Annotated in this window: 23 protein-coding genes and 1 other RNA gene; 16 read left to right on the forward strand and 8 right to left on the reverse strand. The window is 68.1% G+C overall.

Annotation, left to right across the window (positions count from 1 at the left end; genetic code table 11):
• Nucleotides 1–475: hypothetical protein (locus tag AC1D29_RS11490; protein ID WP_477897316.1), on the forward strand; the 475-nt coding region annotated here is incomplete at its 5' end.
• Between the two features lie 589 nt (nucleotides 476–1,064).
• On the opposite strand, the gene AC1D29_RS11495 is transcribed toward AC1D29_RS11490, so the two are convergent.
• Nucleotides 1,065–1,751 carry a hypothetical protein gene (locus AC1D29_RS11495; RefSeq protein WP_477897318.1) on the reverse strand — a complete coding sequence of 229 codons (687 nt, stop codon included), beginning with the start codon at nucleotides 1,749–1,751 and terminating at the stop codon, nucleotides 1,065–1,067.
• Between the two features lie 154 nt (nucleotides 1,752–1,905).
• Between AC1D29_RS11495 and AC1D29_RS11500 the strand changes: the two genes are divergently transcribed.
• The 5 genes from AC1D29_RS11500 (at nucleotide 1,906) to AC1D29_RS11520 (ending at nucleotide 6,139) form a co-directional block, all read left to right on the forward strand.
• A complete protein-coding gene (locus tag AC1D29_RS11500) occupies nucleotides 1,906–2,823 on the forward strand; it encodes a LysR substrate-binding domain-containing protein (protein ID WP_477897320.1) in 918 nt (305 codons plus the stop codon).
• A 112-nt stretch (nucleotides 2,824–2,935) separates the two neighbouring features.
• Entirely contained in the window at nucleotides 2,936–3,826 is an 891-nt protein-coding gene (locus AC1D29_RS11505; protein WP_477897322.1) for an amino acid ABC transporter substrate-binding protein, read from the forward strand.
• A gap of 77 nt (nucleotides 3,827–3,903) precedes the next feature.
• On the forward strand, nucleotides 3,904–4,647 hold the full coding sequence (locus AC1D29_RS11510; protein ID WP_477897324.1) for an amino acid ABC transporter permease: 744 nt from the start codon (nucleotides 3,904–3,906) through the stop codon (nucleotides 4,645–4,647).
• On the forward strand, nucleotides 4,647–5,312 hold the full coding sequence (locus AC1D29_RS11515) for an amino acid ABC transporter permease (protein WP_477897326.1): 666 nt from the start codon (nucleotides 4,647–4,649) through the stop codon (nucleotides 5,310–5,312). The genes AC1D29_RS11510 and AC1D29_RS11515 overlap by 1 nt, the downstream gene beginning before the upstream one ends.
• 92 nt (nucleotides 5,313–5,404) lie before the next feature.
• On the forward strand, nucleotides 5,405–6,139 hold the full coding sequence (locus AC1D29_RS11520; RefSeq protein ID WP_477897328.1) for an amino acid ABC transporter ATP-binding protein: 735 nt from the start codon (nucleotides 5,405–5,407) through the stop codon (nucleotides 6,137–6,139).
• Between the two features lie 64 nt (nucleotides 6,140–6,203).
• Here AC1D29_RS11520 and AC1D29_RS11525 read toward each other — a convergent pair whose 3' ends face one another.
• Complete coding sequence (locus tag AC1D29_RS11525) at nucleotides 6,204–7,073, reverse strand: DUF4394 domain-containing protein (protein WP_477897330.1); 870 nt, start codon at nucleotides 7,071–7,073, stop codon at nucleotides 6,204–6,206.
• Nucleotides 7,074–7,143: 70 nt separating this feature from the next.
• Nucleotides 7,144–7,908: an SDR family NAD(P)-dependent oxidoreductase gene (locus AC1D29_RS11530; RefSeq protein ID WP_477897332.1), complete on the reverse strand. Its 765-nt coding sequence runs from the start codon at nucleotides 7,906–7,908 to the stop codon at nucleotides 7,144–7,146.
• Between the two features lie 89 nt (nucleotides 7,909–7,997).
• Here AC1D29_RS11530 and AC1D29_RS11535 point away from each other — a divergent pair, with 89 nt between their 5' ends.
• The 6 genes from AC1D29_RS11535 to AC1D29_RS11560 are packed head-to-tail and all read left to right on the forward strand — an operon-like array spanning nucleotide 7,998 to nucleotide 13,875.
• A complete protein-coding gene (locus AC1D29_RS11535) occupies nucleotides 7,998–8,930 on the forward strand; it encodes a LysR family transcriptional regulator (RefSeq protein ID WP_477897334.1) in 933 nt (310 codons plus the stop codon).
• Entirely contained in the window at nucleotides 8,927–9,958 is a 1,032-nt protein-coding gene (pyrC, locus tag AC1D29_RS11540; RefSeq protein ID WP_477897336.1) for a dihydroorotase, read from the forward strand. The genes AC1D29_RS11535 and pyrC overlap by 4 nt, the downstream gene beginning before the upstream one ends.
• Nucleotides 9,958–10,800 carry an NYN domain-containing protein gene (locus AC1D29_RS11545; protein ID WP_477897338.1) on the forward strand — a complete coding sequence of 281 codons (843 nt, stop codon included), beginning with the start codon at nucleotides 9,958–9,960 and terminating at the stop codon, nucleotides 10,798–10,800. The genes pyrC and AC1D29_RS11545 overlap by 1 nt, the downstream gene beginning before the upstream one ends.
• Nucleotides 10,797–11,498 (forward strand): DUF3025 domain-containing protein, encoded by a 702-nt coding sequence (locus AC1D29_RS11550; protein ID WP_477897340.1) that lies wholly within the window; start codon nucleotides 10,797–10,799, stop codon nucleotides 11,496–11,498. The genes AC1D29_RS11545 and AC1D29_RS11550 overlap by 4 nt, the downstream gene beginning before the upstream one ends.
• Nucleotides 11,498–12,874: a S1 family peptidase gene (locus AC1D29_RS11555; RefSeq protein ID WP_477897342.1), complete on the forward strand. Its 1,377-nt coding sequence runs from the start codon at nucleotides 11,498–11,500 to the stop codon at nucleotides 12,872–12,874. Before AC1D29_RS11550 ends, AC1D29_RS11555 begins: the two co-directional genes overlap by 1 nt.
• Entirely contained in the window at nucleotides 12,874–13,875 is a 1,002-nt protein-coding gene (locus tag AC1D29_RS11560; RefSeq protein WP_477897344.1) for an FHA domain-containing protein, read from the forward strand. Before AC1D29_RS11555 ends, AC1D29_RS11560 begins: the two co-directional genes overlap by 1 nt.
• A gap of 12 nt (nucleotides 13,876–13,887) precedes the next feature.
• On the opposite strand, the gene cysK is transcribed toward AC1D29_RS11560, so the two are convergent.
• Together cysK and AC1D29_RS11570 are read right to left on the reverse strand one after the other, a co-directional pair.
• Nucleotides 13,888–14,805, reverse strand: coding sequence for a cysteine synthase A (gene cysK / locus AC1D29_RS11565; RefSeq protein ID WP_477897346.1), 918 nt, complete (start codon nucleotides 14,803–14,805; stop codon nucleotides 13,888–13,890).
• 43 nt (nucleotides 14,806–14,848) lie between these two features.
• Entirely contained in the window at nucleotides 14,849–15,919 is a 1,071-nt protein-coding gene (locus AC1D29_RS11570) for a flavodoxin family protein (RefSeq protein WP_477897348.1), read from the reverse strand.
• A gap of 67 nt (nucleotides 15,920–15,986) precedes the next feature.
• Here AC1D29_RS11570 and rnpB point away from each other — a divergent pair.
• The 4 genes from rnpB (at nucleotide 15,987) to AC1D29_RS11590 (ending at nucleotide 20,548) form a co-directional block, all read left to right on the forward strand.
• Nucleotides 15,987–16,326, forward strand: an RNA gene (gene rnpB / locus AC1D29_RS11575) — RNase P RNA component class A.
• A gap of 437 nt (nucleotides 16,327–16,763) precedes the next feature.
• Nucleotides 16,764–18,347, forward strand: coding sequence for a methyl-accepting chemotaxis protein (locus AC1D29_RS11580; protein WP_477897350.1), 1,584 nt, complete (start codon nucleotides 16,764–16,766; stop codon nucleotides 18,345–18,347).
• Between the two features lie 80 nt (nucleotides 18,348–18,427).
• On the forward strand, nucleotides 18,428–19,636 hold the full coding sequence (locus AC1D29_RS11585) for a multidrug effflux MFS transporter (protein ID WP_477897352.1): 1,209 nt from the start codon (nucleotides 18,428–18,430) through the stop codon (nucleotides 19,634–19,636).
• A 33-nt stretch (nucleotides 19,637–19,669) separates the two neighbouring features.
• The gene (locus tag AC1D29_RS11590) at nucleotides 19,670–20,548 is read left to right on the forward strand and encodes a carbonic anhydrase (RefSeq protein ID WP_477897354.1); all 879 of its coding nucleotides are present in this window, start codon (nucleotides 19,670–19,672) and stop codon (nucleotides 20,546–20,548) included.
• Nucleotides 20,549–20,585: 37 nt separating this feature from the next.
• Here the strand turns inward: AC1D29_RS11590 and AC1D29_RS11595 are convergent, their stop codons facing one another.
• The 3 genes from AC1D29_RS11595 to AC1D29_RS11605 form a co-directional block, all read right to left on the reverse strand.
• A complete protein-coding gene (locus tag AC1D29_RS11595) occupies nucleotides 20,586–22,898 on the reverse strand; it encodes an ATP-binding protein (protein WP_477897356.1) in 2,313 nt (770 codons plus the stop codon).
• Nucleotides 22,899–22,991: 93 nt separating this feature from the next.
• A complete protein-coding gene (locus AC1D29_RS11600; RefSeq protein ID WP_477897358.1) occupies nucleotides 22,992–23,579 on the reverse strand; it encodes a chalcone isomerase family protein in 588 nt (195 codons plus the stop codon).
• Between the two features lie 29 nt (nucleotides 23,580–23,608).
• Nucleotides 23,609–25,165 (reverse strand): methyl-accepting chemotaxis protein, encoded by a 1,557-nt coding sequence (locus AC1D29_RS11605; RefSeq protein ID WP_477897360.1) that lies wholly within the window; start codon nucleotides 25,163–25,165, stop codon nucleotides 23,609–23,611.
• Nucleotides 25,166–25,204 lie beyond the last annotated feature (39 nt).

Here is a 25,204-nt window from a genome sequence, read left to right on the forward strand (position 1 = left end):
AAGCGGTGGCAGCGCCATCGATCTGACCGGCTGGGATCTCGCCCATCTGAGCCTCAGGGCGCCGACTGGTTTCACCGGGGAGCTCAGCCTCAGCATCGTCGCGGCCAGCGTGGAGACCAGCAACGGTGCCAGCGCCAACGTGAGCCAGACCGTCACGGTGCGCGTGTTGCCGGGTGCACCGGTCGCCACGCCGGCGGGGGTGAACCCCTTCGTCGTGACCACCTCAGCGGCCCCGACGACCCAGATGCAGGCTGGCAGCCAGACGGTGACGCCGCCCTCGGCCGCTGCCTTCGAACTGCTGGTCAACGCCCGCGGACAGCTGGAGGCCGGAGCCACGGCGGCGCCGCCTCCCAAGACCGCGGCCGAGATCGCCCAGGACGAGGCCGAACGCGCCCGCGCCCTCAGCGATGCCTGGCTGAAGGACCTGGAAGAGCGCGCCAAGGTCCAGTGGCAGCAACTGGTGGGCGGCAAATGATGAGGACGCCGACCGGAGGAATAGACTCAAGCGCACCTTTGACGTACGCCTGCTATGAGTTGTCAAACAGGCGACTAAGGGCGGCCGAAGCTCCAGCCTCGACGTCGAGCGCTGCGCGCCCACGTCGAATTTCAGCGTGGCATCTGGAGGTGACCGAACCTGTAGCAGGAAGCGCCCAGCAAGCTGCCGCGCACCAACACCCAGAAAGTTGGCAGCGCCGCGCGTCTGAGCCGCCTGGTGGTAGAGGTGACTGGTGTAGTTTCACTCGCTCTACCGGCCACAGACAGCGGAAAAGCTGAGCGTTCTTACAGCCGGCGCTGCGCGAGCTGAACCGCTGGAAGTACCAGAACTCGGATCACCGAGCCCTGGCTCGAACCCGTTGCAGCATCACTGCTACGGCCATCGCCCAAACAACGCCATCGGCCACTTTCGTCCAGATCAGTTCGCCAAGAAGCAACCCCTTGACGCTTCATAGCCCATTTTTATGACGAGCTCGTCAACAGCGGCAAGCGACGAGCATCTTTTGCCACGCGCGGAAATAAGAACGACCGCCTAGGCGGTCGTTCTTGGGCAGTTAAGCCGTACCCGTTCAGCGGGCAGCGCGCTTGCGCGTCCAGCTCAGCACACCCAAAGCGCTCAGCGCCAGCGCGATACCGCCGGGTTCCGGCAGGGGGTTAGGATTCGGCGCGGCGGCCGTGGTCAGGACCAGATCATCCAGCATCAGTCGCTGATCCGTCGCCGTGAAGACGATAGACCGGGCTGTGTCGCCAAACTTGATGTCCTTGCCCTTCCAGTCGCAAAAGAAGAATCCACTGCTGCAGGCATTGCCCGAAAGGTCGCCGTCTCCGGGGCGCAGCAGATTGTTGCCGAATTCATCGAGCACCTCGACCTTCGCGCCAGCATCGAGGCCGAGCGCGAAAGCGAAGGAAATGCCGCCGACAAAGCCGAACTCGGACGAAATCTTGAAGCTGAGCGGCCCGGAACCGATCGGGCCGTTGATGGGATCGCCGCCCAACAGCAGCGCGCCGCAATTGCGGCCCGTCGCCTTGGCCAGGGGCTGGAAGAAGTAGTCACCCAAGCAGGTGTCGTTAATGCCCTCGTCATCTGCCGTCACTCCCCAGGCATTGCTAGAGAACGTCACGCCCTCTTTGCTGTATCGGCTGCCGATGCTGACGATGCCGCCGAAGTCTTCAAAGCCAAGCGGCACAACGCCAGCCACCGCCGGTTGCAGCGCAGCCGTCAGGGCAAGGGCCAAAAGTTTGCTCGTTGCGCGCATGGCGTTCTCCGTCCGGGTGTTCGAGTTGGGTTTGTGAGGAGACTGTAAACAAGCGCTACCGCGCTGGGCTGGCCTGCGCCCCTTCAGTTGAGGGGGAAGAAGCCTCTGGGTACCGGGCTTAGGGGGGTGCGAGGCCTTGGCTACACTGCCTTGGGTGGAAACCAAATGGCTTGAAGACTTCGTCAGCCTGGCCGAGACGCGCAGCTTTTCCCGCTCCGCCCAGTTGCGACATGTGACCCAGCCGGCGTTCTCGCGCCGTATCCAGGCGCTAGAGGCCTGGGCCGGGGTCGATCTCGTGGACCGGTCGTCCTACCCGACGCGGCTGACGGCGGCCGGCGCGACGCTGCTCGCCCAGGCCGTAGAGTTGCTGGGCAATCTGCAGGCCACGCGCAATATGCTGCGCAGCCATCAGGCGGCGGACCAGGACATGATCGAGTTCGCCGTGCCGCATTCGCTGGCATTCAGCTTCTTCCCGCATTGGCTGATGGGCCTGCGGCGCGGTTTCGGAGCGATCAAGTGCCGGCTCAATGCGGCCAATGTGCATGACGCGATGCTGCAGCTCAGCGAGGGCAACTGCGACCTGCTGCTGGTCTACCACCACGCCAGCCAGCCGCTGCAGCTGGACCCCGAGCGCTACCAGATGGTGTCGCTGGGCCACGAGACGCTGTCGCCCTACGCCAAGGCGGACCCGCAGGGCGAGCCGCTGTTTCGCCTCCCCGGCCGGCCTGGCCACAAGATTCCTTTCCTGAGCTATGCATCCGGCGCCTACCTCGGCCGGCTCGTCGAACTGATCGTCAAGCAAGCCGATTGCGCCCTCAATCTGGACGCCATCTACGAGACCGACATGGCTGAAGGCCTGAAGGCGATGGCCCTCGAAGGCCACGGATTCGCCTTCCTGCCCGCCAGCTCGGTGCAGAAGGAGCTGGCCAGTGGCCGCCTGGTGGCCGCCGCTGCACCCGGGACTTTCAGCGTCAGCATGGAGTTGCGCATCTATCGCGAGCGGCCCGAGGTGACGCGCCGTCACAAGCCTGCCGCCCAGGCGTTGTGGGACTATCTTGCGTCCACGGCATGAAGTCATCGCGCATGCGCATGGATCGTGAAAACCCGTATTCGGGCCGAGCGTGCGCCGTGGTCTGCTCACACCTGTTTGATATCGATATCCACTTCCTGTTGTTGGAGTCTCCATGAAGAAAGTTCTGCTCGTCGCGGCCCTGCTGGCCGGCGTTTCTGCCGTGCATGCCGAAGACACGCTGAAGAAGATCAAGGACAGCGGCGCGATCACGATGGGCGTGCGCGAGTCCTCGGGCCTGTCGTACACCATTGGTGACGGCAAGTACGTCGGTTACCACATCGATGTCTGCGAGCGTGTCATCGCCGACCTGCGCAAGCAGCTGGGCGGCAAGATCGAGGTCAAGTACCAGCCGGTCACGTCGGCCAACCGCATCCCGCTGACGGTCAACGGCACCGTCGACCTGGAATGCGGCTCGACGACCAACAACGCTGGCCGCCAGAAGGACGTCGCCTTCGCCGTGACGACCTACGTGGAAGAAGTGCGCATTGCCGTGAAGGCCAACTCCGGCATCACCGGTATCGGCCAGCTCAACGGCAAGACCGTTGCGACGACGACCGGCACCACCTCGGTGCAGACGCTGCGCAAGCATGAGCGCGCCACCGGCGTGGACTTCAAGGAAGTGTTCGGCAAGGACCACGCCGACAGCTTCCTGCTGCTGGACTCCGGCCGCGCCGACGCCTTCGTGATGGACGGCTCCATCCTGGCCAAGAACATCGCCACTTCCAAGAACCCGGCCGACTTCAAGATCGTCGGCGAGGTGCTGTCCGTCGAACCCATCGCCATCATGCTGCGCAAGGACGACCCGGCCTTCAAGAAGGCCGTGGACGACAGCATCAAGGGCATGATGAAGTCGGGCGAGATGGCCAAGCTCTACGACAAGTGGTTCCTGCAGCCCATCCCGCCGACCAACACCAAGATCGGCCTGCCGCTGTCCGCCGCGACCAAGGACGCCTGGGCCAACCCGAACGACAAGCCGATGGAAGACTACGCCGCGAAGAAGTGATCCGCGCGTGATCTGAACGACCGCAAAGCGGGTGCCTGGCACCCGCTTTGCTTTAGACGAAGGCTCAAGGAGAAGCCATGAGTTGGGATTGGCAGTTCTACTGCAATGACACCGCCACGGGCGAGGCCGTCGCCGGTTGCTTCGGGCCGGGCGGCAAGGAGCAGACCTATCTGCAATGGATGCTGGGCGCCTGGGGCTGGACGCTGAGCGTGTCGCTGCTGGCGCTGCTGCTCGCGCTCGTCGTGGGCACGGCGATAGGCATCCTCCGCACGGCGCCCAACAAGTGGTTGGCGCGCTTTGGCGAGGCGTGGACCGAGCTGTTCCGCAACATCCCGCTGCTGGTGCAGGTCTTCCTCTGGTACCACGTGCTGCCGTCGTTGTTCCCCGTGCTGCGCGAGGCCGTGCCGTCGTCGGTGCTGGTCGTCTTCGCGTTGGGTTTCTTCACCAGCGCGCGCATCGGCGAGCAGGTCAAGGCCGGCATCAAGACCTTGCCGACCGGCCAGCGCTACGCCGGACTGGCCATGGGCCTGACGCTGCCGCAGACCTACCGCTTCGTGCTGCTGCCGATGGCGTTCCGGATCGTCATCCCGCCGCTGACCAGCGAGAGCATGAACATCGTCAAGAACTCGGCGGTGGCCTTCGCGGTCAGCATCCCCGAGCTGGCGCAGTTCGCGCAGCAGGCCTCTGAAGAGACCTCGCATTTCGAGGAGATTTACATCCCTGTCACCGCGCTGTACTTCATCTCGGCCTTTGCCATTAACCGCATCGCCAAGTTCATCGAGGCGCGCGTGCGCATCCCCGGCCAGTCGGGAGGCAAGTGATGCTGAATCTCGACTATTCCTTCGTCAACTGGGCCGTCATCCAGAGCTTCGTCGCCAAGGGCTTCTGGTTCTCCATCCAGCTGACGCTGGTGGCCATGATCGGCGGCATCATCCTTGGCACGCTGCTGGCGATGATGCGGCTGTCCAGCCACAAGTGGCTGTCGGTGCCCGCGGCCTTCTACGTCGACACGCTGCGCTCCATCCCGCTGGTGATGGTGATCCTGTGGTTCTTCCTGCTGATCCCCAAGCTGGTCGGGCCGCTGGGCGGGCAGATGTCGGCCTTCATCACCTTCACGCTGTTCGAGGCGACCTACTACTCCGAGATCATGCGGGCCGGCATCCAGTCGGTGTCGCGTGGCCAGGTCAACGCCGGCTACGCGGTGGGCATGACGTACAGCCAGACGATGAAGCTGGTCGTGCTGCCGCAGGCCTTCCGCAACATGCTGCCGGTGCTGCTGACGCAGACCGTCATCCTGTTCCAGGACACGTCGCTGGTCTATGCGGTGGGTGAATACGACCTGCTGAAGGGCTTCGAGGTCGCGGGCAAGAACTTCAACCGCCCGGTGGAAACCTATCTGGCCGCCGCCGTCGTCTATTTCGTCATCTGCTTCGGCCTGTCGCAACTGGTGCGCCGGCTGCAGAAGAAGATCGCCATCATTCGCTGAGTTGATGGCATGTGCCCCAACGCTCACATTCGTTCGCTGCCCCCCGAGGGGGCGCTGAGCCTCCTGGAGGCGGCTCGTCGGAGTCTCACACCATGATCGACATCAAGAACATTTCCAAGTGGTACGGCGCGTTCCAGGTGCTGACCGACTGCACGACCACCATCCAGAAGGGCGAGGTCGTCGTCGTCTGCGGCCCGTCGGGTTCGGGCAAGTCGACACTGATCAAGACCGTCAACGCGCTGGAGCCCTTTCAGAAGGGCGACATCGTCGTCGACGGCATCTCCATCGCCGACCCCAAGACCAACCTGCCCAAGCTGCGCTCACGCGTGGGCATGGTGTTCCAGCATTTCGAGCTGTTCCCGCACCTGTCGGTGACCGAGAACCTGACCATCGCGCAGATCAAGGTGCTGGGCCGCTCGCAGGCCGACGCCAAGGTGCGCGGCCTGAAGATGCTGGACCGCGTGGGCCTGTCCGCGCACAAGGACAAGTTCCCCGGTCAGCTGTCCGGCGGCCAGCAGCAGCGCGTGGCGATCGCGCGCGCGCTGTCCATGGACCCCATCGTCATGCTGTTCGACGAGCCCACGTCGGCGCTGGACCCGGAAATGGTCGGCGAGGTGCTGGACGTGATGGTGCAGCTGGCCCACGAGGGCATGACCATGATGTGCGTGACGCACGAGATGGGCTTCGCCAAGCGCGTCAGCAACCGCGTCATCTTCATGGACGCCGGCAAGATCATCGAGGACTGCAGCAGCAGCGACTTCTTCAACAAGCCCGAGGAGCGCTCGCCGCGCGCCAAGGACTTCCTGGCCAAGATCCTGCAGCACTGACCGGCGCCGCATCCAGCGAAAAAACGCCCGCCAATCGGCGGGCGTTTTCGTTGGCAGGCGAAGCTCAGGGTTCGATCGCGGCGCCGACGACCGGGCCACCCACCACGGTGCCCACGCGCGTGGCCTTGCCCGTGGCCAGGTCGATGCGGTACCAGACCGACTTGCCGCCCGTGGTGATCGCCGAATAGGCCGCGTTGGACACGTCCGAGATGTCCAGCGTCGCCTTGTCGAAGCTGCCCACGCCCAGCGAGCCCACCGTGAACAGCTTGCCCGTGTTGGGCGACACGGCGGGCTGTACGCCCTCCTTCGTGCCTTGGTGCACCAGCACGCCCTGGCGGCCGTCCAGCGCGTAGTTGGTCGTGATCTTGTCGTTGTCCTTGTTGTAGGTGTAGCCGGCAGCGACGATGGAGGCCGCCTTGCTGGCGTTCACGTCGCCGGCGTCGAAGGCCAGTCGGCCGTCCATCTGCAGGCCGGGCGTGTTGGGTTCGGCATCGACGACGGCGCCCGTGTCCGGATGCAGGCGCATGTTGAAGCCGGTGTCGCTGACGAGGCGGATGCGGTCCACCGTCGGATTGAAGTCGAAGCCCCACTCGGTCGCGCCGGCGGGCAGGCCGACCGGCGTGCCAACGGCGCTGGCCGCGCCGGTCTTGGTGTCGATGCGGTAGAGCTGGCCGCTGGCGCCCAGGCCGAACAGCTGGCCTTTGGCAACGCGGTAGTCGATGCCCAACAGCGTGTCGCCGGCGGCCAGGCCGGTCAGCGCCTTGCTGGACAACATCTTCTGCGGCTGGCCGGCGTTGAACTGGATCAACTGGTTGGCCGCCGTCACCGCATAGATCGTTTCCTTGGCCGGCGGGCCCATGGGCTCCATGGGCTGGGTGGCGCACGCGGCCAGCAGCACGGTGGTCGCGGCGAGCGTGAAGGCGTTGCGGGTCATGGGCATCTCCAGAGTTTTGGGGGCGAACGGTTTATACGCTCGCCTTCCGCTCGATGGATGCGTCAGGCGCTCACAGGAACATGCCGCCCGAGGCCTCGATGCGCTGGCCGGTGATCCAGCCCGCACCCGGGCGCATCAGCGCGGCCGCGGCGCCGCCGATGTCCTCGGCCTCGCCGACGCGGCCCAGCGCCGTGACGGAGGCGACGAAGCGGTTCAGCTCTGCGTTGTCGCGCACGGCGCCGCCGCCGAAGTCGGTCGCGATGGCGCCCGGCGCCAGCGTGTTGACGCGGATGCCGCGCGCGGCCAACTCCTTGGCCTGGTAGCGGCTCAGCACCTCCACCGCGCCCTTCATCGCTGCGTAGGCGGCGTAGCCGGGAATCGTGAAGCGGGCCAGGCCGCTGGAGATGTTCAGCACGCGCGCGCCGTCGGCCAGCAGCGGCAGCAACGCCTGCGTCAGGAAGAACGGGCCCTTGAGGTGGATGGCGACCATGCTGTCGAACTGGGCCGACGTGGTGTCTGCAAAGCTCGCGTGGGCGCCGGCGCCGGCGTTGTTGACGAGGCCGTCGAGCTGCTGCGCGCCCCAGGCGGCCAGGCCGGTGCGCACGCGCTCGGCAAAGCCCGGGAAGGCGGCGGCGTCGGTCACGTCCAGCGGCAAGGCCAGCGCGCGGCGGCCCAGCGCCTGGATCTGCGCGACGACGGCGTCCGCCGCGTTCGCCGCTTCGCGGTAGGTCAGCACGATGTCGTGGCCGTCGCGGGCCAGGGCCAGCGCCATCTGGGCGCCCAGGCCCCGGCTCCCGCCGGTGATCAGCGTGATGGGAAAGGTCGTGGAAGTCATGTCGTGCTCCGTGGGTAGTGAACGGAGTGAAATTTATTGTTCGCGTTGGGGTGGATAAAGTCGCGACAACTGAATTGACTGTGACCTGAATGACGATCAATCTGGATCTGCCGGCGCTGCGCGTCTTCCTGCAAGTAGCCGAGCTGGCCCACTTCAGCCGTGCGGCCGACGAGCTGGGCCTGCCTAAGGGCCGCGTCAGCCAGGTCGTGCGCGAGCTGGAGGCCAGGCTCGGCACGCGGCTGTTCCAGCGCACGACGCGGCGCGTCAGCCTGACGTCGGACGGCGAGCTGCTGGCCGAGCGCGCCCGCACGCTGCTGGCGGATGTCGGCGAGATCGAGGCGCTGTTCCAGCAGGACCAGCAGCTGGGCGGCCGTCTGCGCGTGGACCTGCCGGTGCGTCTGGCGCTGGACCTCGTGCTGCCGGCGTTGCCCGACTTCCTGGCCGCCCACCCGGGCCTGCAGGTCGAGCTGAGCTGCACCGACCGGCGTGTGGACCTGGTGGAAGAGGGTTTCGACTGCGTGCTGCGCGTGGGCGCCGTGCACGACCCCATGCTGGTCGCCAAGCCAGTGGGCCAGCTGCGCATGCTGAATGTGGCCAGCCCCGCCTACGTGGCCGCGCGCGGCCTGCCGGCGACGCCGGAAGACCTCGTCACGCAGGGCCATGAGCTGGTGCACTACAGCCAGAGCTGGGCCGGCCGCCGTCCGCGCTTCGACTGGGTGGACGCCGAAGGCCGGGCGCGCAGCCTGAACCTGCCCGCGCGCGTCAGCGTCAACCACACGGACGCCTACGAGGTCGCGGCGCTGGCCGGCATGGGCATCGTCCAGGCGCCGTGGGTGGGCATGGGCAAGGCGGTGGCGGAGGGTCGCCTCGTGCGGCTGCTGCCGGGCTTCGAGCCGGCACCGCTGCCGGTGCAGCTGGTCATGAGCCAGCGCCGCCATACGCCGCGGCGCGTGCGCGTGTTCATGGACTGGCTGAACGCGCTGCTGGCCGGCCACCTGGGCGACGACAATCGCGGCCCATGACCGATCTGCTCACCCTCACCCGGCCCGACGACTGGCACCTGCACCTGCGTGACGAGGCGGCGCTGGCCAGCGTGCTGCCCTACACGGCGCACCAATTCGCCCGCGCCATCGTCATGCCCAACCTGCGCCCGCCGGTCACGACCGCGGCCCAGGCCGTGGCCTACCGCGAGCGCATCCTGGCGGCGTTGCCGGAAGGCGCGGACTTCCAGCCGCTGATGACGCTGTACCTGACCGACAACACCCCGGTCGACGAGATCAAGCGCGCCAAGGACGCCGGCGTCGTCGCGCTCAAGCTCTACCCGGCCGGCGCCACGACCAACAGCGATGCCGGCGTGACCGACATCCGCAAGACCTACAAGACGCTGGAGGCCATGCAGCGCGAGGGCCTGCTGCTGCTGGTGCACGGCGAGGTGACGGATGGCGACATCGACGTCTTCGACCGCGAGGCCGTGTTCGTCGACCGCGTGATGACGCCGCTGCGTGCGGCCATGCCGGAGCTGAAGGTCGTCTTCGAACACATCACGACCAAGGAAGCCGCGCAGTACGTGACGGAGGCTGACCGCTTCACGGCCGCCACCGTCACGCCGCAGCACCTGCTCTACAACCGAAACGCCATCTTCACCGGCGGTCTGCGCCCGCACTACTACTGCCTGCCCGTGCTCAAGCGCGAGGAGCACCGTCAGGCGCTGCTGAAGGCCGTCGCGTCGGGCAGCCCGAAGTTCTTCCTCGGCACCGACAGCGCGCCGCACGCGGCCCAGCTGAAGGAGAACTCGGTCTGCGGCGCCGGCTGCTTCACGGCCATCTCCGCGCTGGAGTTGTATGCCGAGGCCTTCGAGGGCCTGGGCGCGCTGGACAAGCTGGACGCCTTCGCCGGCCATCACGGCCCCGACTTCTACGGCCTGCCGCGCAACACCGGCACCGTCACCTTGAAGCGCGAGCCCTGGACGCTGCCCAGTGCCGTGCCCTTCGGCGAGGCACAACTCAAGCCGCTGCGCGGCGGTGAAACCCTGAACTGGAAATTGATCTGATGAAAAAAGTCGCCTTCCTCGTCGACTTCGACAACGTCGCCACCGACGTCATCGAGCAAGCGCTGCAGATGGCGTTCAAGGACTACGAGGCCGTCCACATCCGCCGCGCCTACTGCAACGCCGAGCAGGCCCAGACCCACCAGTCCTTCCTGAAGCGCCTGGGCCTGCGCGCCATCGTCAACCTGGCCATCGGCAAGAACTCGACGGACATCGCCATGGCGGTGGACGCGATGGACCTGGCCATCACCGAGAAGCCCGACGTCATCGTGCTGGTGTCGTCCGACAGCGACTTCGCGCCGCTGGTGCTGCGGCTGCGCGAGAAGGGCGCCTGGCTGCGCGGCTTCGGCCAGCATGGCAAGACCGGCGACGGCGTCATCCAGATCTACGACCAGTTCAACGAACTGGCCCACGACAGCAGCCGGCCGGCGGCCAAGCGCGAGTCCGCGCCCAAGCGCCAGCCGGCACGCAAGCAGGCCGCCCCCAGGGCCGCCGCGAAGAAGGCGGTGCCGGCCAAGGCTGCTGCACCCGCGCCCAAGCAGGCGCCTGCGCCGGCCCCCGCGCCCAAGCCCGCGGCACCCGTCGCGCCCGCCGCAGCCAAGCCGGCCCCCGCGCCGGTGGACGCCAACGTCGCCGCGGCCCGCGAGATCAATGCCATCCTGGCGCTGCTGCCCAAGCTGGCCGACGGCCAGTGGCACGACCTCGGCGCGGCGGCCAAGGCGCTCAAGGAGGCCGGCCTGCTGCCCAAGACGGCGGCGTCGACCAAGCTGTTCCGCAAGCACCCGCAGGCCTTCCAGCTGCAGCCGGAAAAGACCCCCAACCAGGTGCGATTCGGCCACGGATGATCGACCCGGATTGGGGCCGGCCCTGGTTCGCGCCCTATCGCGACGTGGCCCGGCCGGTGCTGGCGCGGCTGGCGTCGGGCCAGCCCGTGCACCGGGCGCTGGGCCATGAGCGCTTCGAGCCGGCCGCGCAATTGGCCGCCGGCTACGAGCAGCACGTCGCCGCCACCGGCCGCGTGCCCACGCGCCACAACGCGCACGACCTCTTCAACGGCCTGGTCTGGCTGCGCAGCCCGGCCTTCAAGGCCGCGCTGAACCGCGCCCACCTTGCCGCGCCGCCCGCGCCGCCGGGCCGGCGCGGTGCGCAGCGCGACGCACTGACGCTGCTGGATGAAAGCGGCCTGCTGCTGGAGGCGCCGCCGCCGCTGCGCGCCGCGCTGCGGGCGCAGGACTGGGCGTCGCTGTTCCATGCGCGGCGCGAGCTGTGGCGCCATGCGCGGCCGCGCGTTGTCGGCCATGCGCTGCTGGAAAAGCTGCTGGCACCGCGCAAGCCGCTGTGTGCGCGCGTGCTGTTCGTCGACGACATCGAGGCGCCCCGCCTGCCCGCGACGCTGGCGCCGGCCGACCTGCCACCGCTGCCCGTGCTGGGCATCCCGGGCTGGTGGCCCGCCAATGCATCACGGGACTTCTACGCTGACGACTGGGTCTTCCGCCCAAAGCGGCTAGCATCGGCGCCCGCCTCGGGAGGTCTGGTTTGCTGATGAAGTCCTGTTTGAAGCTGCTGTCGGGCTTGGCCCTGGCCGGCCTGGCCTGCCTGGCCGGCGCGCAGTCGCCGCCGCCTGCCCCCTCGTCGGCCCCGGCGCCCGCGCCGCAGGCTCAGCAGCCGCCGCCCACCGTGTCGGCCAGCGCGCGGCGCCTGTACGAGCGCAGCAAGGGTCAGCTGCTGCAGATCCGCACGCTGCTGAAGACGCAGGACAGCCAGGCCTCTGTCGGCTCGGGCTTTCTCGTCAGCGACGACGGCCATGTCGTCACCAACTATCACGTCATCAGCCAGTTCGCGCTGGAGCCCGACAGCTACCGGCTGCGCTACGCGACGACCGACGGCCAGAGCGGCGTGCTGGAGCTGCTGGACTTCGACGCCCGCCGCGACCTGGCGCTGCTGCGCGCGGTGGACGATGGCAAGGGCGGTGGTCTGAAGGGCCGCGGCGCGCTGGGCTTTCGGCCGCAGAACCAGCCGCTGGCCAAGGGCGAGCGCATCTACTCGATGGGCAACCCCCACGACGTCGCCTTCGCCGTCGTGGAGGGCAACTACAACGGCCTGGTCGAGCGCAGCTTCGACCCGCTGATCTACTACGCCGGCGGCATCAACCCCGGCATGAGCGGCGGCCCGGTGCTTGACGAGGACGGCCTGGTCGTCGGCGTCAATGTGTCCACCATGCTGTTCGCGCAGCAGGTCAGCTTCCTGGTGCCGGGCGAGTTCGCGGCGGACCTCGTCAAGCGCAGCCTGGGCGCCAAACCCATCCGCAGTGCGGCGTGGAGCCGGTTGCGCGACCAGTTGACGCGTTATCAGGACGAGCTCGTCACCCGCTTCCTCGCCGCGCCGTGGGAGAGCGCCAACCACGAGCGCTACCGCCTGCCGGTGCCCAAGCAGGACTTCATGCGCTGCTGGGGCCGCGGCACGGCCGCCGACACCAAGGGTCTGGCCTTCGAGCGCTCGCAGTGCCGCATGGACCATGCGCTGTTCGTCAGCGGCAACCTGCAGACCGGCTGGCTGGACATGTCGCACGAGGCCTATGACGGCGAGAAGCTGGGCGCGCTGCGCTTCGCGCGCCAGTACTCGGGGAGCTTCCGCAACGAGCGCCTGGGCCAGGCCGACAAGTCGCGCACTGCGGCCTATTGCAAGGAGCAGTTCGTCGACCGCGACGGCCTGCCGCTGCGCGCCGTCGTCTGCCTGCGCGCCTACCGCAAGCTGGAGGGCTTGCACGACCTCAGCGTGCTGGTGACGACGGTGGATGCGTCCAAGCAGGGCGCGCTGGGCCGGTTTGACGCCCGGGGCGTCAGCTTCGACAACGCGCTCAAGCTCGCGGCGCATTACCTGGAGGGCTTCGCGTGGACGAACAGCAGCAAGGGCAAGTGATGCCAACCGCCGTGCCGGTGCCCGACGCTGCCGTCATCGAATTGCTGGGCCGCGACGGCCGCGCAACGGTCGTGCAGCGCGTCGCGCAGTGGCCGGTGCGCATCGGTCGCTCGCCGGCCTGCGACATCGTGCTGGATGACGCCCATCTGGCCGCCGAGCATGCCGAGCTGCATCTGAAGCCAGAGGGTGGTGTGCTGCTCAGGCTGCTGGACAGCCGCAATGGCGGCTCGGTCGGCGGCAAGCGCCTGGCCGCGGGCGCCGAGGCGACGCTGCCCGAGGGCGGCGGCTTCCATCTCGCCGGCTGCTCGCTGCGCCTGCGCACCAGCGCCGACGTGCTGGCGCCGGAACAGCTCCTGCTGGTGGACAAGGCGCGCCACTGGGCGCTGGTGCCGCTGCTGCTGCTGGCGATGCTGTTCTTCCAGTGGGTGGACCGCTGGAGCGCCGTCGATCCCGATGCGCGCTGGGTCGACTACGCGTCGCCGCTGCTGGCGCCGCTGGCCTTCATCCTCGGCTGGGCCGGGCTGTGGTCGCTGGCCAGCCAGCTGTTCCAACACCGCTTCCCGTTCACGACGCATCTGCGCCGCGCGCTGGTCGTCATCGTCGCGCTGCAGGTGCTGGAGTGGCTGCTGCCCGCGGTGGCGTACGCCTTCTCGTGGCCAAGGCTGCTGGCGGTGGAGTCGCTGGTGACGCCGGTGGCCGCCGCCGCGCTGATCGCCTGGCATGCGCGCCTGGTCTGGCCGCGCGCCCGGCGCACGCTGAACATCGGCATCGCGGTGCTGGTGCTGCTGGGCCTGGGGCTGCAGGTCGGCAACCGCCAGGAGCAGCAATACGTGTTCGGCCCGCCCTACCTGGCCGGCCTGCCGCCACCGGCGCTGCGCGTTGTCTCGACGCAGCCGCCCGAGGTGCTCATCGAGTCGCTGAAGCCGCTGAAGGCCGAGCTTGCCAAGCAGGCGCGCAAGGACAACGAAGGCGTCATCGCCGACGACGACGGCGGCGATTGACGCGGCGAGCGCTCAGCTCTGCGGCAGGAAGCCGTCGACCGACAGGTAGCGCTCGCCCGTGTCGTAGTTGAAGCCCAGCACGCGGGCGCGGGCGCCCAGCTCGGGCAGCTTTTGCGCAATGGCGGCGAGCGTCGCGCCGCTGGAGATGCCCACGAGCAAGCCTTCTTCGCGGGCGCTGCGGCGCGCGTACTCTCGCGCGGCCTCGGCGTCGACCTGGATGACGCCGTCCAGCAGCGCCGTGTCCAGCACCGCCGGGATGAAGCCCGCGCCAATGCCCTGGATGGGATGCGGGCTGGGCTGGCCGCCGCTGATGACCGGCGACGCGCTGGGCTCGACCGCATAGACCTTGAGCTGCGGCCAGGCGGCCTTCAGCACCTGCGCACAGCCGGTGATGTGGCCGCCGGTGCCCACGCCGGTGATCAGCGCATCCAGGCCATCGGGGAAGTCGGCCAGGATCTCCTGCGCCGTCGCCTTCACGTGGATGGCCGGGTTGGCCGCGTTCTCGAACTGCTGCGGCATCCACGAGCCGGGGTGCTGCTCCAGCAGCTCGCGGGCGCGGGCGATGGCGCCCTTCATGCCCTTCTCGCGCGGTGTCAGATCGAATGACGCCCCATAGGCGAGCATCAGCCGGCGGCGCTCGATGCTCATGCTGTCGGGCATGACCAGGATGAGCTTGTAGCCCTTGACGGCGGCCACCATCGCCAGGCCCACGCCGGTGTTGCCGGAGGTGGGCTCGATGATGGTGCCGCCGGGCTTGAGCAGGCCGCGCGCTTCGGCGTCCTCGATCATGGACAGCGCGATGCGGTCCTTGATCGAACCGCCCGGGTTGGCGCGCTCGGACTTGACCCAGACCTCGTGGCCGGCAAACAGGCGCTGCAGGCGGATGTGCGGCGTGTTGCCGATGGTGTCGAGGATGCTGGCGGCTTTCATCGGGATCTCCTGTTCGCGTGATGGGGAACAGTGTGCCAGCGACCTACTTGATGCGGGGCCTGGGCAGCTGGTCGTCACCGTGCTGCATGCGGCCTTCGCGCATCAGGCCCACGCTGCGCGCCACCGCACGCGCGGCTCGCTTCACCTCTTGCTGCACGGCCTCGTCGGCATCCAGCGCGTCGTGGCTGGTCGCATAGGGTTCGTAATAGCCGATGTAGCGGTCCAGCTGTGCGCCGAAGCCCGCGTCCAGCAGGCCCATCCAGTGCAGCCAGTCCGACAGCGCGCGGCGCGTGCCGTCGATGCCGGCCACGTCGCCATGCACGACCAGGCCATAGACGCGGCCGGCCAGATGCTTGGGATAGCCCCAGCCTTTCAGCTCCATCGCACGCGCCAGCTCGGCCTTCTTGCCCTGCGTGGTGGTCGGGTCGGGGTTGCCGCCGTCGGCACAGACCAGGCGGTCCATCATCAGCTTCAGGGGGCTGGTGGCCTGGTACCAGTGCACGGGCGTCAGCAGCAGCACGCCGTGGGCGCGCACCCATTGCTCGTAGATCTCGGCCATCCAATCGTTGGTCTGGCCCGACGCATGGTTGGGATAGCAACTGCACGGCCAGTGGCACAGCGGCATGGCGGTGGACACGCAGCCCTTGCACGGGTGGATGTGGCGGTCGTAGTCCGACGTCACGCGACTCAGGTCCAGCACGTCGACCGCCATGCCCTCGGCCTCACAGACGGTGCGCGCCATCTGCGTCATGCGCCAGGTCTTGGACATCTCGCCGGGGCAGCTGCCGTCGTTGCGCGGCGATGCGTTGATGAGCAGCACGCGCGACGGCGTGGCGCGGTCGGCCCACTGCGCCTGGGCATCACGCAAGCGTTCGCTCAAGTCGCGCCATTCGCGCGACAAGTCGTAGCCGGGGTCGGCAAAGCCCGGGCCGGCCTTGACGGTGAGGGGCGCCTTGCGGCCCTCGTCGAATGCCTCCCACGCGATCTGCTCCAGCCTAGCGAGCGCGGCGCGCTCCGCGTCATAGGCCGGGTCGAGGAAGCGCTGCCGGAAACGCGCGCCGAACTCGTCGCGCCCCATCGTCAGCGCCTGGCCGGTTCTCACGGGTGAAGTCATGCGGGTCTCCGAGGTGGACGCGCTGCGCGGCAAGGCGCATGCCCGCAGCTGCGATACTCCGCACCGTGAAGCAAGCCAGACCGCCGCTGGGGCAAGCATGGAAACATGGCCCTGGAGGAAGGTCCGGACTGCACAGAGCAGCGTAGCGGCTAACGGCCGCCCGGCGAAAGCCGAGGATCAGAGCAACAGAGACGAGTTCTGTCGAGCTTCGGCCCGACAGAGGTGAAACGGGCAATCTCTACGCGCAGCAACACCAAGTAGGCCAGCGTTGATGCGGCTCGCAGAGCTGGCGGGTAGGTGGCACCGAGCCGGGCAGTGATGCCCGGCCCAGAGGAATGGCGGTCACGCCGCCTGAACCGCAAGGCCAGGGCGGTGCACAGAATCCGGCCTATCGGCTTGCTTCACTTTTTCTTTCTTCTACCTTTCCCTGCTGGCCAAGCGCGCCGGCGACGGCTAGATTTCACGTTGTCATGGTGTTAGGTTTGGCGCAGCATCGCCGTATCGACGACATTCAGGTCAGCCGCGGGCGCAGCACCCGGCAGGGAGAAGAAAAATGATCCCAGACAAGCGTGGATCGAGTTCTGGCTCAAGTCAGAGCCGGCGCCAAAGGCGGTGCCGTGCGAGCCCCTGTTCTGCTTGGCGAGTCGCGCCAGCAAACGTTTTTTCCCTCTGAGACATGCGGCATGAGCCGCTGCCCACCGTTCCGGCTGTAAATCACAACGTGCCTGTCCGATGGCCTTGTGATATCGATTTCGGTCAACCAAATTAGAGATCCTGCGGCACTCGATCTGCCCGAATCGAGTGCTGGATACAGCACCGGGCCGTGCCTAAGGGGAGTGTTGCAATGAAGTTGAGCAATCTGCGTTTGCGGTCCAAGCTGATGCTTGGTTTTGCGCTGCTGGCGGCCGTCGTGCTGCTGGTGTCGGGCCTGGCCTTGAACTCGCTGAGCCGCTCCAACGGGCGCTTCACCGGCTACCTGGAAGGCGTGGGCGAGCGCGAGAGCCTGGCCAACGCGGTCAGCAGTGCCGCGGCGCGGCGGGCCATCGCGGCGCGCAATCTGGTGCTGGTGACGGTGCCGGCCGACCGCGATGTCGAGAAAGTGGCCGTCGTCAAGGCGCACGAAGACATGCAGCAGTCCCTGGCCAAGCTCAAGCAGTCCCTGGCCAAGGCAGGCGATCTGGGCGATCGCGACGCCGCGCTGGTGGGCGAGATGGAGCGCGTCGAGGCGCAGTACGGCCCGGTGGCGCTGGCCATCGTGGGCATGGCCCTGGAGGGCAAGCGCGACGAGGCCATCACCAAGATGAATGCCGAATGCCGGCCGCTGCTGGCGGCACTGCTGAAGGCGACCAGCGACTACATCGGCTACGAGCAACAGCAGGCGCAGCTGCGCGTGCAGCAGGCCGAAGGCGCCTACGGCAACGACCGCCTCCTGATGGTGGGCGTCAGCCTTGCGGCCGTGGCCGCCGCCGTGCTGCTGGGCTGGGCCTTGAGCAATGCCATCACGCGCCCACTGCAGCGCGCCGTGCACCTGGCCGAGGCCGTTGCTTCGGGCGACCTGAGCTCCAACATCGTCATCGACAGCGAAGACGAGACCGGCCAGCTGCTGGGCGCGCTCAAGCGCATGAACGACGGCCTGGTCGACATGGTCGGCCGCGTGCGCCAGTCGGCAGACAGCATCTCCACGGCATCGCAGGAGATCGCCAGCGGCAACCACGACCTGTCCAGCCGCACCGAGCAACAGGCCAGTGCCCTGCAGCAGACGGCGGCGTCCATGCAGCAGATGACGTCCACCGTGCAGCAGACGGCCGAGAGCTCGCGCCAGGCCAGCCAGCTGGCCAGCGCGGCGACCGAGGTGGCGGGCCGCGGCGGCGACGTCGTGCAGCGCGTCGTCACGACCATGGGCGAGATCAGCGATTCCAGCCGCAAGATCGCCGACATCATCGGCACCATCGACGGCATCGCCTTCCAGACCAACATCCTGGCATTGAATGCGGCCGTGGAAGCGGCGCGGGCCGGCGAGCAAGGCCGCGGCTTTGCTGTCGTGGCCGGCGAGGTGCGGGCGCTGGCCCAGCGCAGCGCGCAGGCGGCACGTGAGATCAAGGGCTTGATCGGCGCCAGCGTCGAGAAGGTCGAGGCGGGCAGCCAGCTCGTCGGCGAGGCCGGCGCGACCATGGGCGACATCGTCAACCAGGTGCGCCGCATGACGGACCTGATGGCTGAGATCAACGCCTCCGCCACCGAGCAGAGCAGCGGCATCGGCCAGGTCAACCAGTCGGTCGCGTCCATCGACCAGGGCACGCAGCAGAACGCCGCCCTCGTCGAGCAGAGTGCCGCCGCGGCCGAGAGCCTGCAGCAGCAGGCGGCCGGCCTGCTGGACGTCATCGCGCAGTTCAAGACGGCCCAGCCGCGCCACGGCTTCATCAGCTGAGGCCTGCGGCCGTCGAGGCGGCTCGATACACTGGCCGGCAGCCGCAAGCCCGCGGCTGACCGTCCACCCGAGCCCCCTCGATGAATCCTGACGCCAGCCGCCTCTGGCGCGCGCCCCGCTGGGCCCTGTCCGTGCTGTTGGCCTGTTTGGCCATGGTCGGGCCCTTCTCCATCGACACCTACCTGCCGGCCTTCTCCGGCATCGCTGCGGCGCTGGACGCGACGCCGGTGCAGATGCAGCAGACGCTGTCTGCCTATCTGCTCGGTTTCGCCGTCATGAATCTCTTCCACGGCGCGCTGTCGGACTGCTTCGGCCGGCGGCCTGTCGTGCTGATCGGCCTGGCCGTGTTCACCGCGGCCAGCGTGGGCTGCGCGCTGGCCGGCTCGATCGGCCAGCTCGTCTTCTGGCGCACCGTGCAAGGCATGTCGGCGGGCGCCGGCATCGTCGTGTCGCGGGCCATCATCCGCGACATGTTCCCGCCCGCCGACGCGCAGCGCGTGATGTCGCAGGTGACCCTCTTCTTTGGCGTCGCGCCGGCCATCGCGCCCATGGTGGGCGGCTTCCTGTTCGTGCATGCCGACTGGCACTCGATCTTCTGGTTCCTGACCTTCGTCGGCGCCGCGCTGTTCGTGTCGAACTGGAAGTTGCTGCCGGAGACGCTGCACGCGAACATGGTGCAGCCCTTCAAGGTGGGCGCGCTGATGCGCGAGTACTGGCGGCTGTGCAGCAGCCCCAAGTTCATGCTGCTGGTGCTGGCCAGCGGCATCCCGTTCAACGGCATGTTCCTCTACGTGCTGGCCACGCCGGTGTTTCTCGGCGAGCACCTGCACTTCGCGCCGCAGCAGTTCTTCTGGTTCTTCCTGTGCTCCATCGGCGGCATCATGGCCGGCGCCGCGGTCAGCGGCCGGCTGGCCGGCAAGATGTCGGCCAAGCGCCAGATCATGCGGGGCTTTCGCATCATGCTGGCGGTGTCGGTGCTCAACATCGCGCTCAACCTGTTCGCACCGCTGAGCGCCTTCTGGGCGCTGCCCATGGTGGGCTTGTTCGCCTTCGGCTGGGCCATGATGGTGCCGGTCGTCACGCTGCTCGTGCTGGACCAGGTGCCCGAACGCCGCGGCATGGCGTCGTCGCTGCAGGCCTGCATAGGCTCGGCGGCCAACGGCCTGGTCGCCGGCCTGCTGGTGCCGCTGGTCATGCACTCGACCGTGGCGCTGGCCGTCACGTCGGGGGCGCTGATGCTGGTGGGCCTGGTGGCCTGGTATGGCGTCAGGCGCTCCATCCCCGCTTAAGCTGGCGGCCCAAGCGCCGAAATCATTGGGATGATGAAGAAGCGTTGGCTGATCGGCGCGCTGCTGCTGGCCACGTCGGCCGCGCAGGCGCAGGACTCCGGAGAACCCGTGCAGGCACTGCGCCAGCGCCTGGCGGAGCGTTTGGCGACCAAGGGCGAGGGGACGGCCACCGCCACCGCCAAGCCCGCCGCACGACCGGCCAAGCCAGCCAAGGCCGAGGCCGGCAAGCCAGTGCACTGGGGCTATGCGGGCGACATCGGCCCGGAGCGCTGGGCGGAGCTGGCGCCGGAGAACAAGCTGTGCGCGGTCGGCCTGCGCCAGAGCCCCATCGACATCCGCGAGGGCATCGCCGTCGACCAGGAAAAGATCGGCTTCGACTACCGCAGCAGCAGCTTCTCGGTGCTGGACAACGGCCACACGGTGCAGGTCAACGTGGCGCCCGGCAACGGCCTCACGGTCATGGGGCGGCGCTACGAGCTGGTGCAGTTCCACTTCCACCGACCCAGCGAGGAGCGCGTCAACGGCCGCCAGTTCGACATGGTGGCCCACCTGGTGCACAAGGACGCGCAGGGGCGGCTTGCCGTCGTCGCCGTGCTGCTGGAGCGCGGGCCCGACAACAAGCCGCAGCCGCTGGTGCAGACGGTCTGGGCCAATCTGCCGCTGGAAAAGGGCGAGGCCGTGGCGGCGCAGGCGCAGATCGACCTGAACCAGCTGCTGCCGGCCGAGCGCGGCTACTACACCTACATGGGCTCACTGACGACACCGCCCTGCAGCGAGGGGGTGCTGTGGATGGTCATGCGCCAGACAGTGACGCTGACGGCCCAGCAGATCGGCGTGTTCGCCCGCCTTTACCCGATGAACGCGCGGCCGCTGCAGGCCGGCTCGGGTCGGCTGATCAAGGAATCGCAGTAACCAAGGGATCCTCGGCCCGAAGAACGCGGCGTGGGTCTCAGGCTCTTTTTCGGGCGCCCGACAACCAGTCGTGCAGCGTCGCGAACAGCTGCTCGGCAACGACCGGCTTGGCGACGTGGTCGTCCATGCCGGCGTCCAGGCAGCGCTGGCGCTCCTCGTCGAAGGCGTTGGCCGTCATCGCCAGGATGGGCAGCGCGGCGCCCTGCGGCAGCGCACGGATCGCGCGCGTCGCGTCAAGGCCGTCCATGACGGGCATCTGTACGTCCATCAACACCAGCGCGTAGTCGCCGGCCTTGACCATGTCGATGGCCTGCTGGCCGTCCGCGGCGACGTCCACCGCCAGGCCGGCGCTGCCGATCAGCGCGACGGCGACCTCCTGGTTGACGGGGTTGTCCTCGGCCAGCAGCAGGCGGCGCGGGTGGTTGCGGGCCAGTTCGGCGAGGCGCTCGCGGGCAGAATGAGGCCGCGGCGCCGCGGCCGGCGTGATCTGCGTTGGCGACATGGCCTCCACGGTCAGCGCGAACCAGAAGTTGCTGCCGCGGCCAAGGGTGCTGTCCACACCGACGCGCCCGCCCATCAGCTCGGCCAGGCGCCGGCAGATTGCCAGGCCCAGGCCGGTGCCGCCATAGCGGCGTGTCGTCGAGCTGTCGGCCTGCTCGAAGTCGCGGAACAGGCGCTGCTGCGCCTCGGGGTCGATGCCGATGCCGCTGTCCTGTACCTCGAAACGCAGTGGCAGCCGCTCGCCGCTGGCTTCGCCATCCAGCCGCGCGGCCAGGCGCACGAAGCCACTCTCGGTGAACTTGACGGCGTTGCCGGCAAAGTTCAGCAGGAGTTCGGAGATGCGCTGCGGGTCGCCCAGCAGCGTGCGGCCGCGCAGCGCCGGCGCGATGTCGGTCTCGACACGCAGCCGCTTGGCTGCGGCCGACTGCGTCGTCATGTTGGCGATGTTGTCCAGCACCTCTTCGACGGTGAACTCCCGTCGCTCCAGCTGCACCTTGCCGGCCTCGATCTTGGAGAAGTCCAGCACGTTGTTGATGACGCTGAGCAGGTGTTCGGCCGCGTTGGCCACCTTCTGCAACCGGTGCTGCTGCTCGGGCTCGATGGTGTCGCTCTGGGCCAGGTAGGTCAGGCCGATGATGGCGTTCATCGGCGTGCGGATCTCGTGGCTCATGTTGGCCAGGAAGGCGCTCTTGGCCAGGTTGGCCGCCTGCGCGGCCTGCGTGGCCTCGGCCAGTTCGGCGGTGCGCGCCTCGACGAGCTCCTCGAGGTGGTGGCGGTAGCGCTCCAGTTCGAGCTGGTCGCGGCGTTGGCGCGAGATGTCGGTCAGGAAGCCATGCCACAACACGCTGCCGTCGGCCTCGCGTTGTGCGATGGCGTTGCCGTAGATCCAGCGCTCGCTGCCGTCGGCCTGCGGCGTGCGGAACTCCTGCTGCCAGGGGCTGAGGTTGCGCGCCGACGCCAGCAGGCTCTCGCGCACGGCGGCGCGGTCATCGGCGTGGATGCGCTCGAACCAGGCCGCCGCGCTGCGGCCCAGTTCGGCGCTGCCCAGCAGGAAGTACTCGCGCACCGCCTCGCTGACGTAGGCGAACGAGAACTCGCCGTTGACGGCCAGGCGCAGCTGGTAGACGACACCGGGCACCGTCTCGGCCATGCCGCGCAGCCGCTCGATGAGGCTGCGCTGCGCGTCGAACTGCTGCTGCAGCGCGTCGCGCATGTGTTCCAGATGGCCGCCCAGCAGGCCGATCTCGTCCTGGCGCTTGTGTTCCAGCTTGGCGCTGAAGCGGCCGCCGGCCAGGTCGTTGGCGAAGTCGCCCAGCTCGCGCAGTGGGCGGAACAGGCGCGAGTTCAAGAGCCACAGCACCAGGGCCAGCGACACCAGCAGCTGGCCGCCGACGGTGGCGCCGTAGAGCCAGCGCTGGCGCAGCACGGCCGTCGTGCTGAGGTGGTCGTCGATCTCGATCTGGATGTGGCCGATGCGCGTGGCGCCGCGCAGGATGTCGCGTTCGCCGGTCAGCGTCTGGCCCAGGCGCCGCTCGGGCAGGTGGTTCTCGATGAAGGGCAGGCCTTGCGACGCATCGCTGACGCTGACGCGCACGACCTCGGGCGACTTGACGATGGCCGACACGACCTCGCGCGCGGCGACGGCGTCCAGGTTCCACAACAGCTCCGGCAGGCTGCTGGCCAGCACGTCGAGCTTGGCGTCCAGGTCGCGCTGCAGCGCCTGCTGGGCCACGTTGGCCTCGCGCAGGCCGATGAACAGGCCGCCGACGATGAGCGCGGGCAGCAGCAGGCCGATGCTGGCGCCCAAGGCCAGCGCGGCAAACAGCGAGGAGGAAGGCTTGCGGCTCAAGATGCAATGATTGCAGTTAGCGGTCGGCCGCGAAAAGACAAATCGCGCCACGTCGCATCAGCGGCGTGGCGCGGTGCATGGCACATGAGCGGGTCAGCCCTTGCCCAGCAGTTGCGGCTTGAGCGATGAGTCGACCGGCTTGTCCCCCAGCCAGATCTTCAGGATGGCGTTGTAGAACGCCAGATCCTTCATCGGCTCGCCGATGGGCTTGCCGTTCAGCGTCATCACGGTGCCGGTGTCGGGAATCCAGTCCACGGTGATGACGTCGCCCTTCTTGCCCTGCGGGATGTTGACGAAGGCCTCGCCGAACTGGGCGAGCTGGTTGACGAACTTGGAACGCTCGGCCTTGTCGGTGTTGGCCGTGATGCCGGCCATGAAGGCCTGGCCCAGCTCGTCACCCGTCACCTCGCGCAGCAGGCCCAGGCTGAAGCGACGCGGGCCGGTGCTCTCCAGCACGCCGGCTGCGGTGTCCTTCTTCTCGGGCAGGTACAGCACCAGCGCGTAGACCTTGATGACGATGCGCGTGCGAATACCGGCGCCGTTGACCTTGAGCTCCTTGCCGCCGACCTTGGCGGTGTCGTCGAACTTCAGGCCGCCGACCTCGATGGCCTGTGCAGCGCCGCCCAGACCGAGGGCCAAGCCCAAGCCGGCAATCCAGCATTTGGCGGTATGCGTCTTCATGCAGTCTCCTGATCTTTTGGGGGGTGGGGTCAGTGCGCCGCCTCGAGCTTGAAGAGGCTGACGACTTCTTCGAGACCATGGGCCTGGGCGCGCAGCGAGTCGGCAGCGGCGGCGGCTTGCTCCACCAGTGCGGCGTTTTGCTGCGTGCTCTTGTCCATGTCGTGGATGGTATGCGTGACGCGCTCGATGCCGGAGCTCTGTTCGGCACTGGCGTGCGTGATCTCCCCCATGATGTCGGTCATCCGTTGCACGCTCGCCACCACGCCTTGCATCGTGTTGCCCGCCTGGGCCACGAGCTGGCTGCCCAGGGCCACCTTCTCGACCGAGTCGCCGATCAGGCGCTTGATCTCCTTGGCCGCGTCGGCGCTGCGGCCCGCCAGTGACCGCACCTCGCCGGCGACGACCGCGAAGCCGCGCCCCTGCTCGCCGGCCCGTGCGGCCTCCACGGCCGCGTTCAGCGCCAGGATGTTGGTCTGGAAGGCGATGCCGTCGATGACGCTGATGATGTCGACGATCTTCTTGGACGAGGCGTCGATCGAGCCCATGGTCGTGACGACCTTGGCAACGACGGTGCCGCCCTCCACGGCCACGGTCGACGCGGCCTGCGCGAGCTGGTTGGCCTGCTGCGCGTTCTGCGCGTTCTGCTGCACGGCATCGGTCAGCGTCTTCATCGCCGACAGCGTCTGCTCCAGCGACGCGGCCTGCGCCTCGGTGCGCACCGACAGGTCGAGGTTGCCGCTGGCGATCTCGCTGGACGCCGACGCGATGGACTCCGTGCCCTCGCGCACGCGGCCCACGATGCCCTTGAGGCTCTCGTTCATGTCCGACAGCGCCTGCATCAGGTCGCCCGTCTCGTCGCGGCTGCGCACCTCGATTTCGCTGGTCAGGTTGCCGGACGCGACCTTGCGCGCCACGCTGACGGCGCCGCGCAGCGGCACGACGATGCCGCGGGTGATCAGCACGCCGGTCAGCACGCTGGCCGCGATGGCGGCGACGGCCAGGGCGGCCAGCAGCAGTGCCGTCTTGCGCGCGACGCCATTGGACTTCTGCCCGGCTTCTTCCATCGCGGCGTTGCGGGTCTGGACCAGCTTGTCCAGGGCCGCCATGTACTTGCCCTGGGCGGCGCGCACCGAGAACTGGTACTTCAGCGGCGCGCCTTCGGTGTCGCCCGAAGCGACGGTCTTCACGAAGGCGGCCTGGCCCGCCATGAACTTCGCGCGCGCCTCCTCGACCAGCTTGAGCTGTTCCTGGCTGGCCTCGTCGGTCAGCAGGGGCTTCAGCTCGGTCATGGTCTTCTCATGAGCCGTCATGAGCGTGGCGACCGTGTCCAGCTCCTTCTTGATCTGCTCCTCGCCGGTCATGATGAGCGTCGTCATCATGCTGCGCGACGCGTCGCCCAGCTCGGCCTTGGCCCGGTTGGCCAGCGCGACCGCCTTGTAGTCGCTGCTGATCAGCTGGCTGATCTCGCCGTTCAAAGTCTGGATGCCGAAGTAGCCCAGCAAGGTGATCGCGATCAGGCAGGCCGTGACCACCGTGAAACCGGCGGCAAGACGTTGTCCGATGCGCATGTTGGACAAAAACTTCATTGAGGCAGCCTTGGTTGTTGTTAGCAGCGGGCGCCCGGG

The sequence above is a fragment of the Roseateles sp. P1_C6 genome (genome assembly GCF_056406315.1).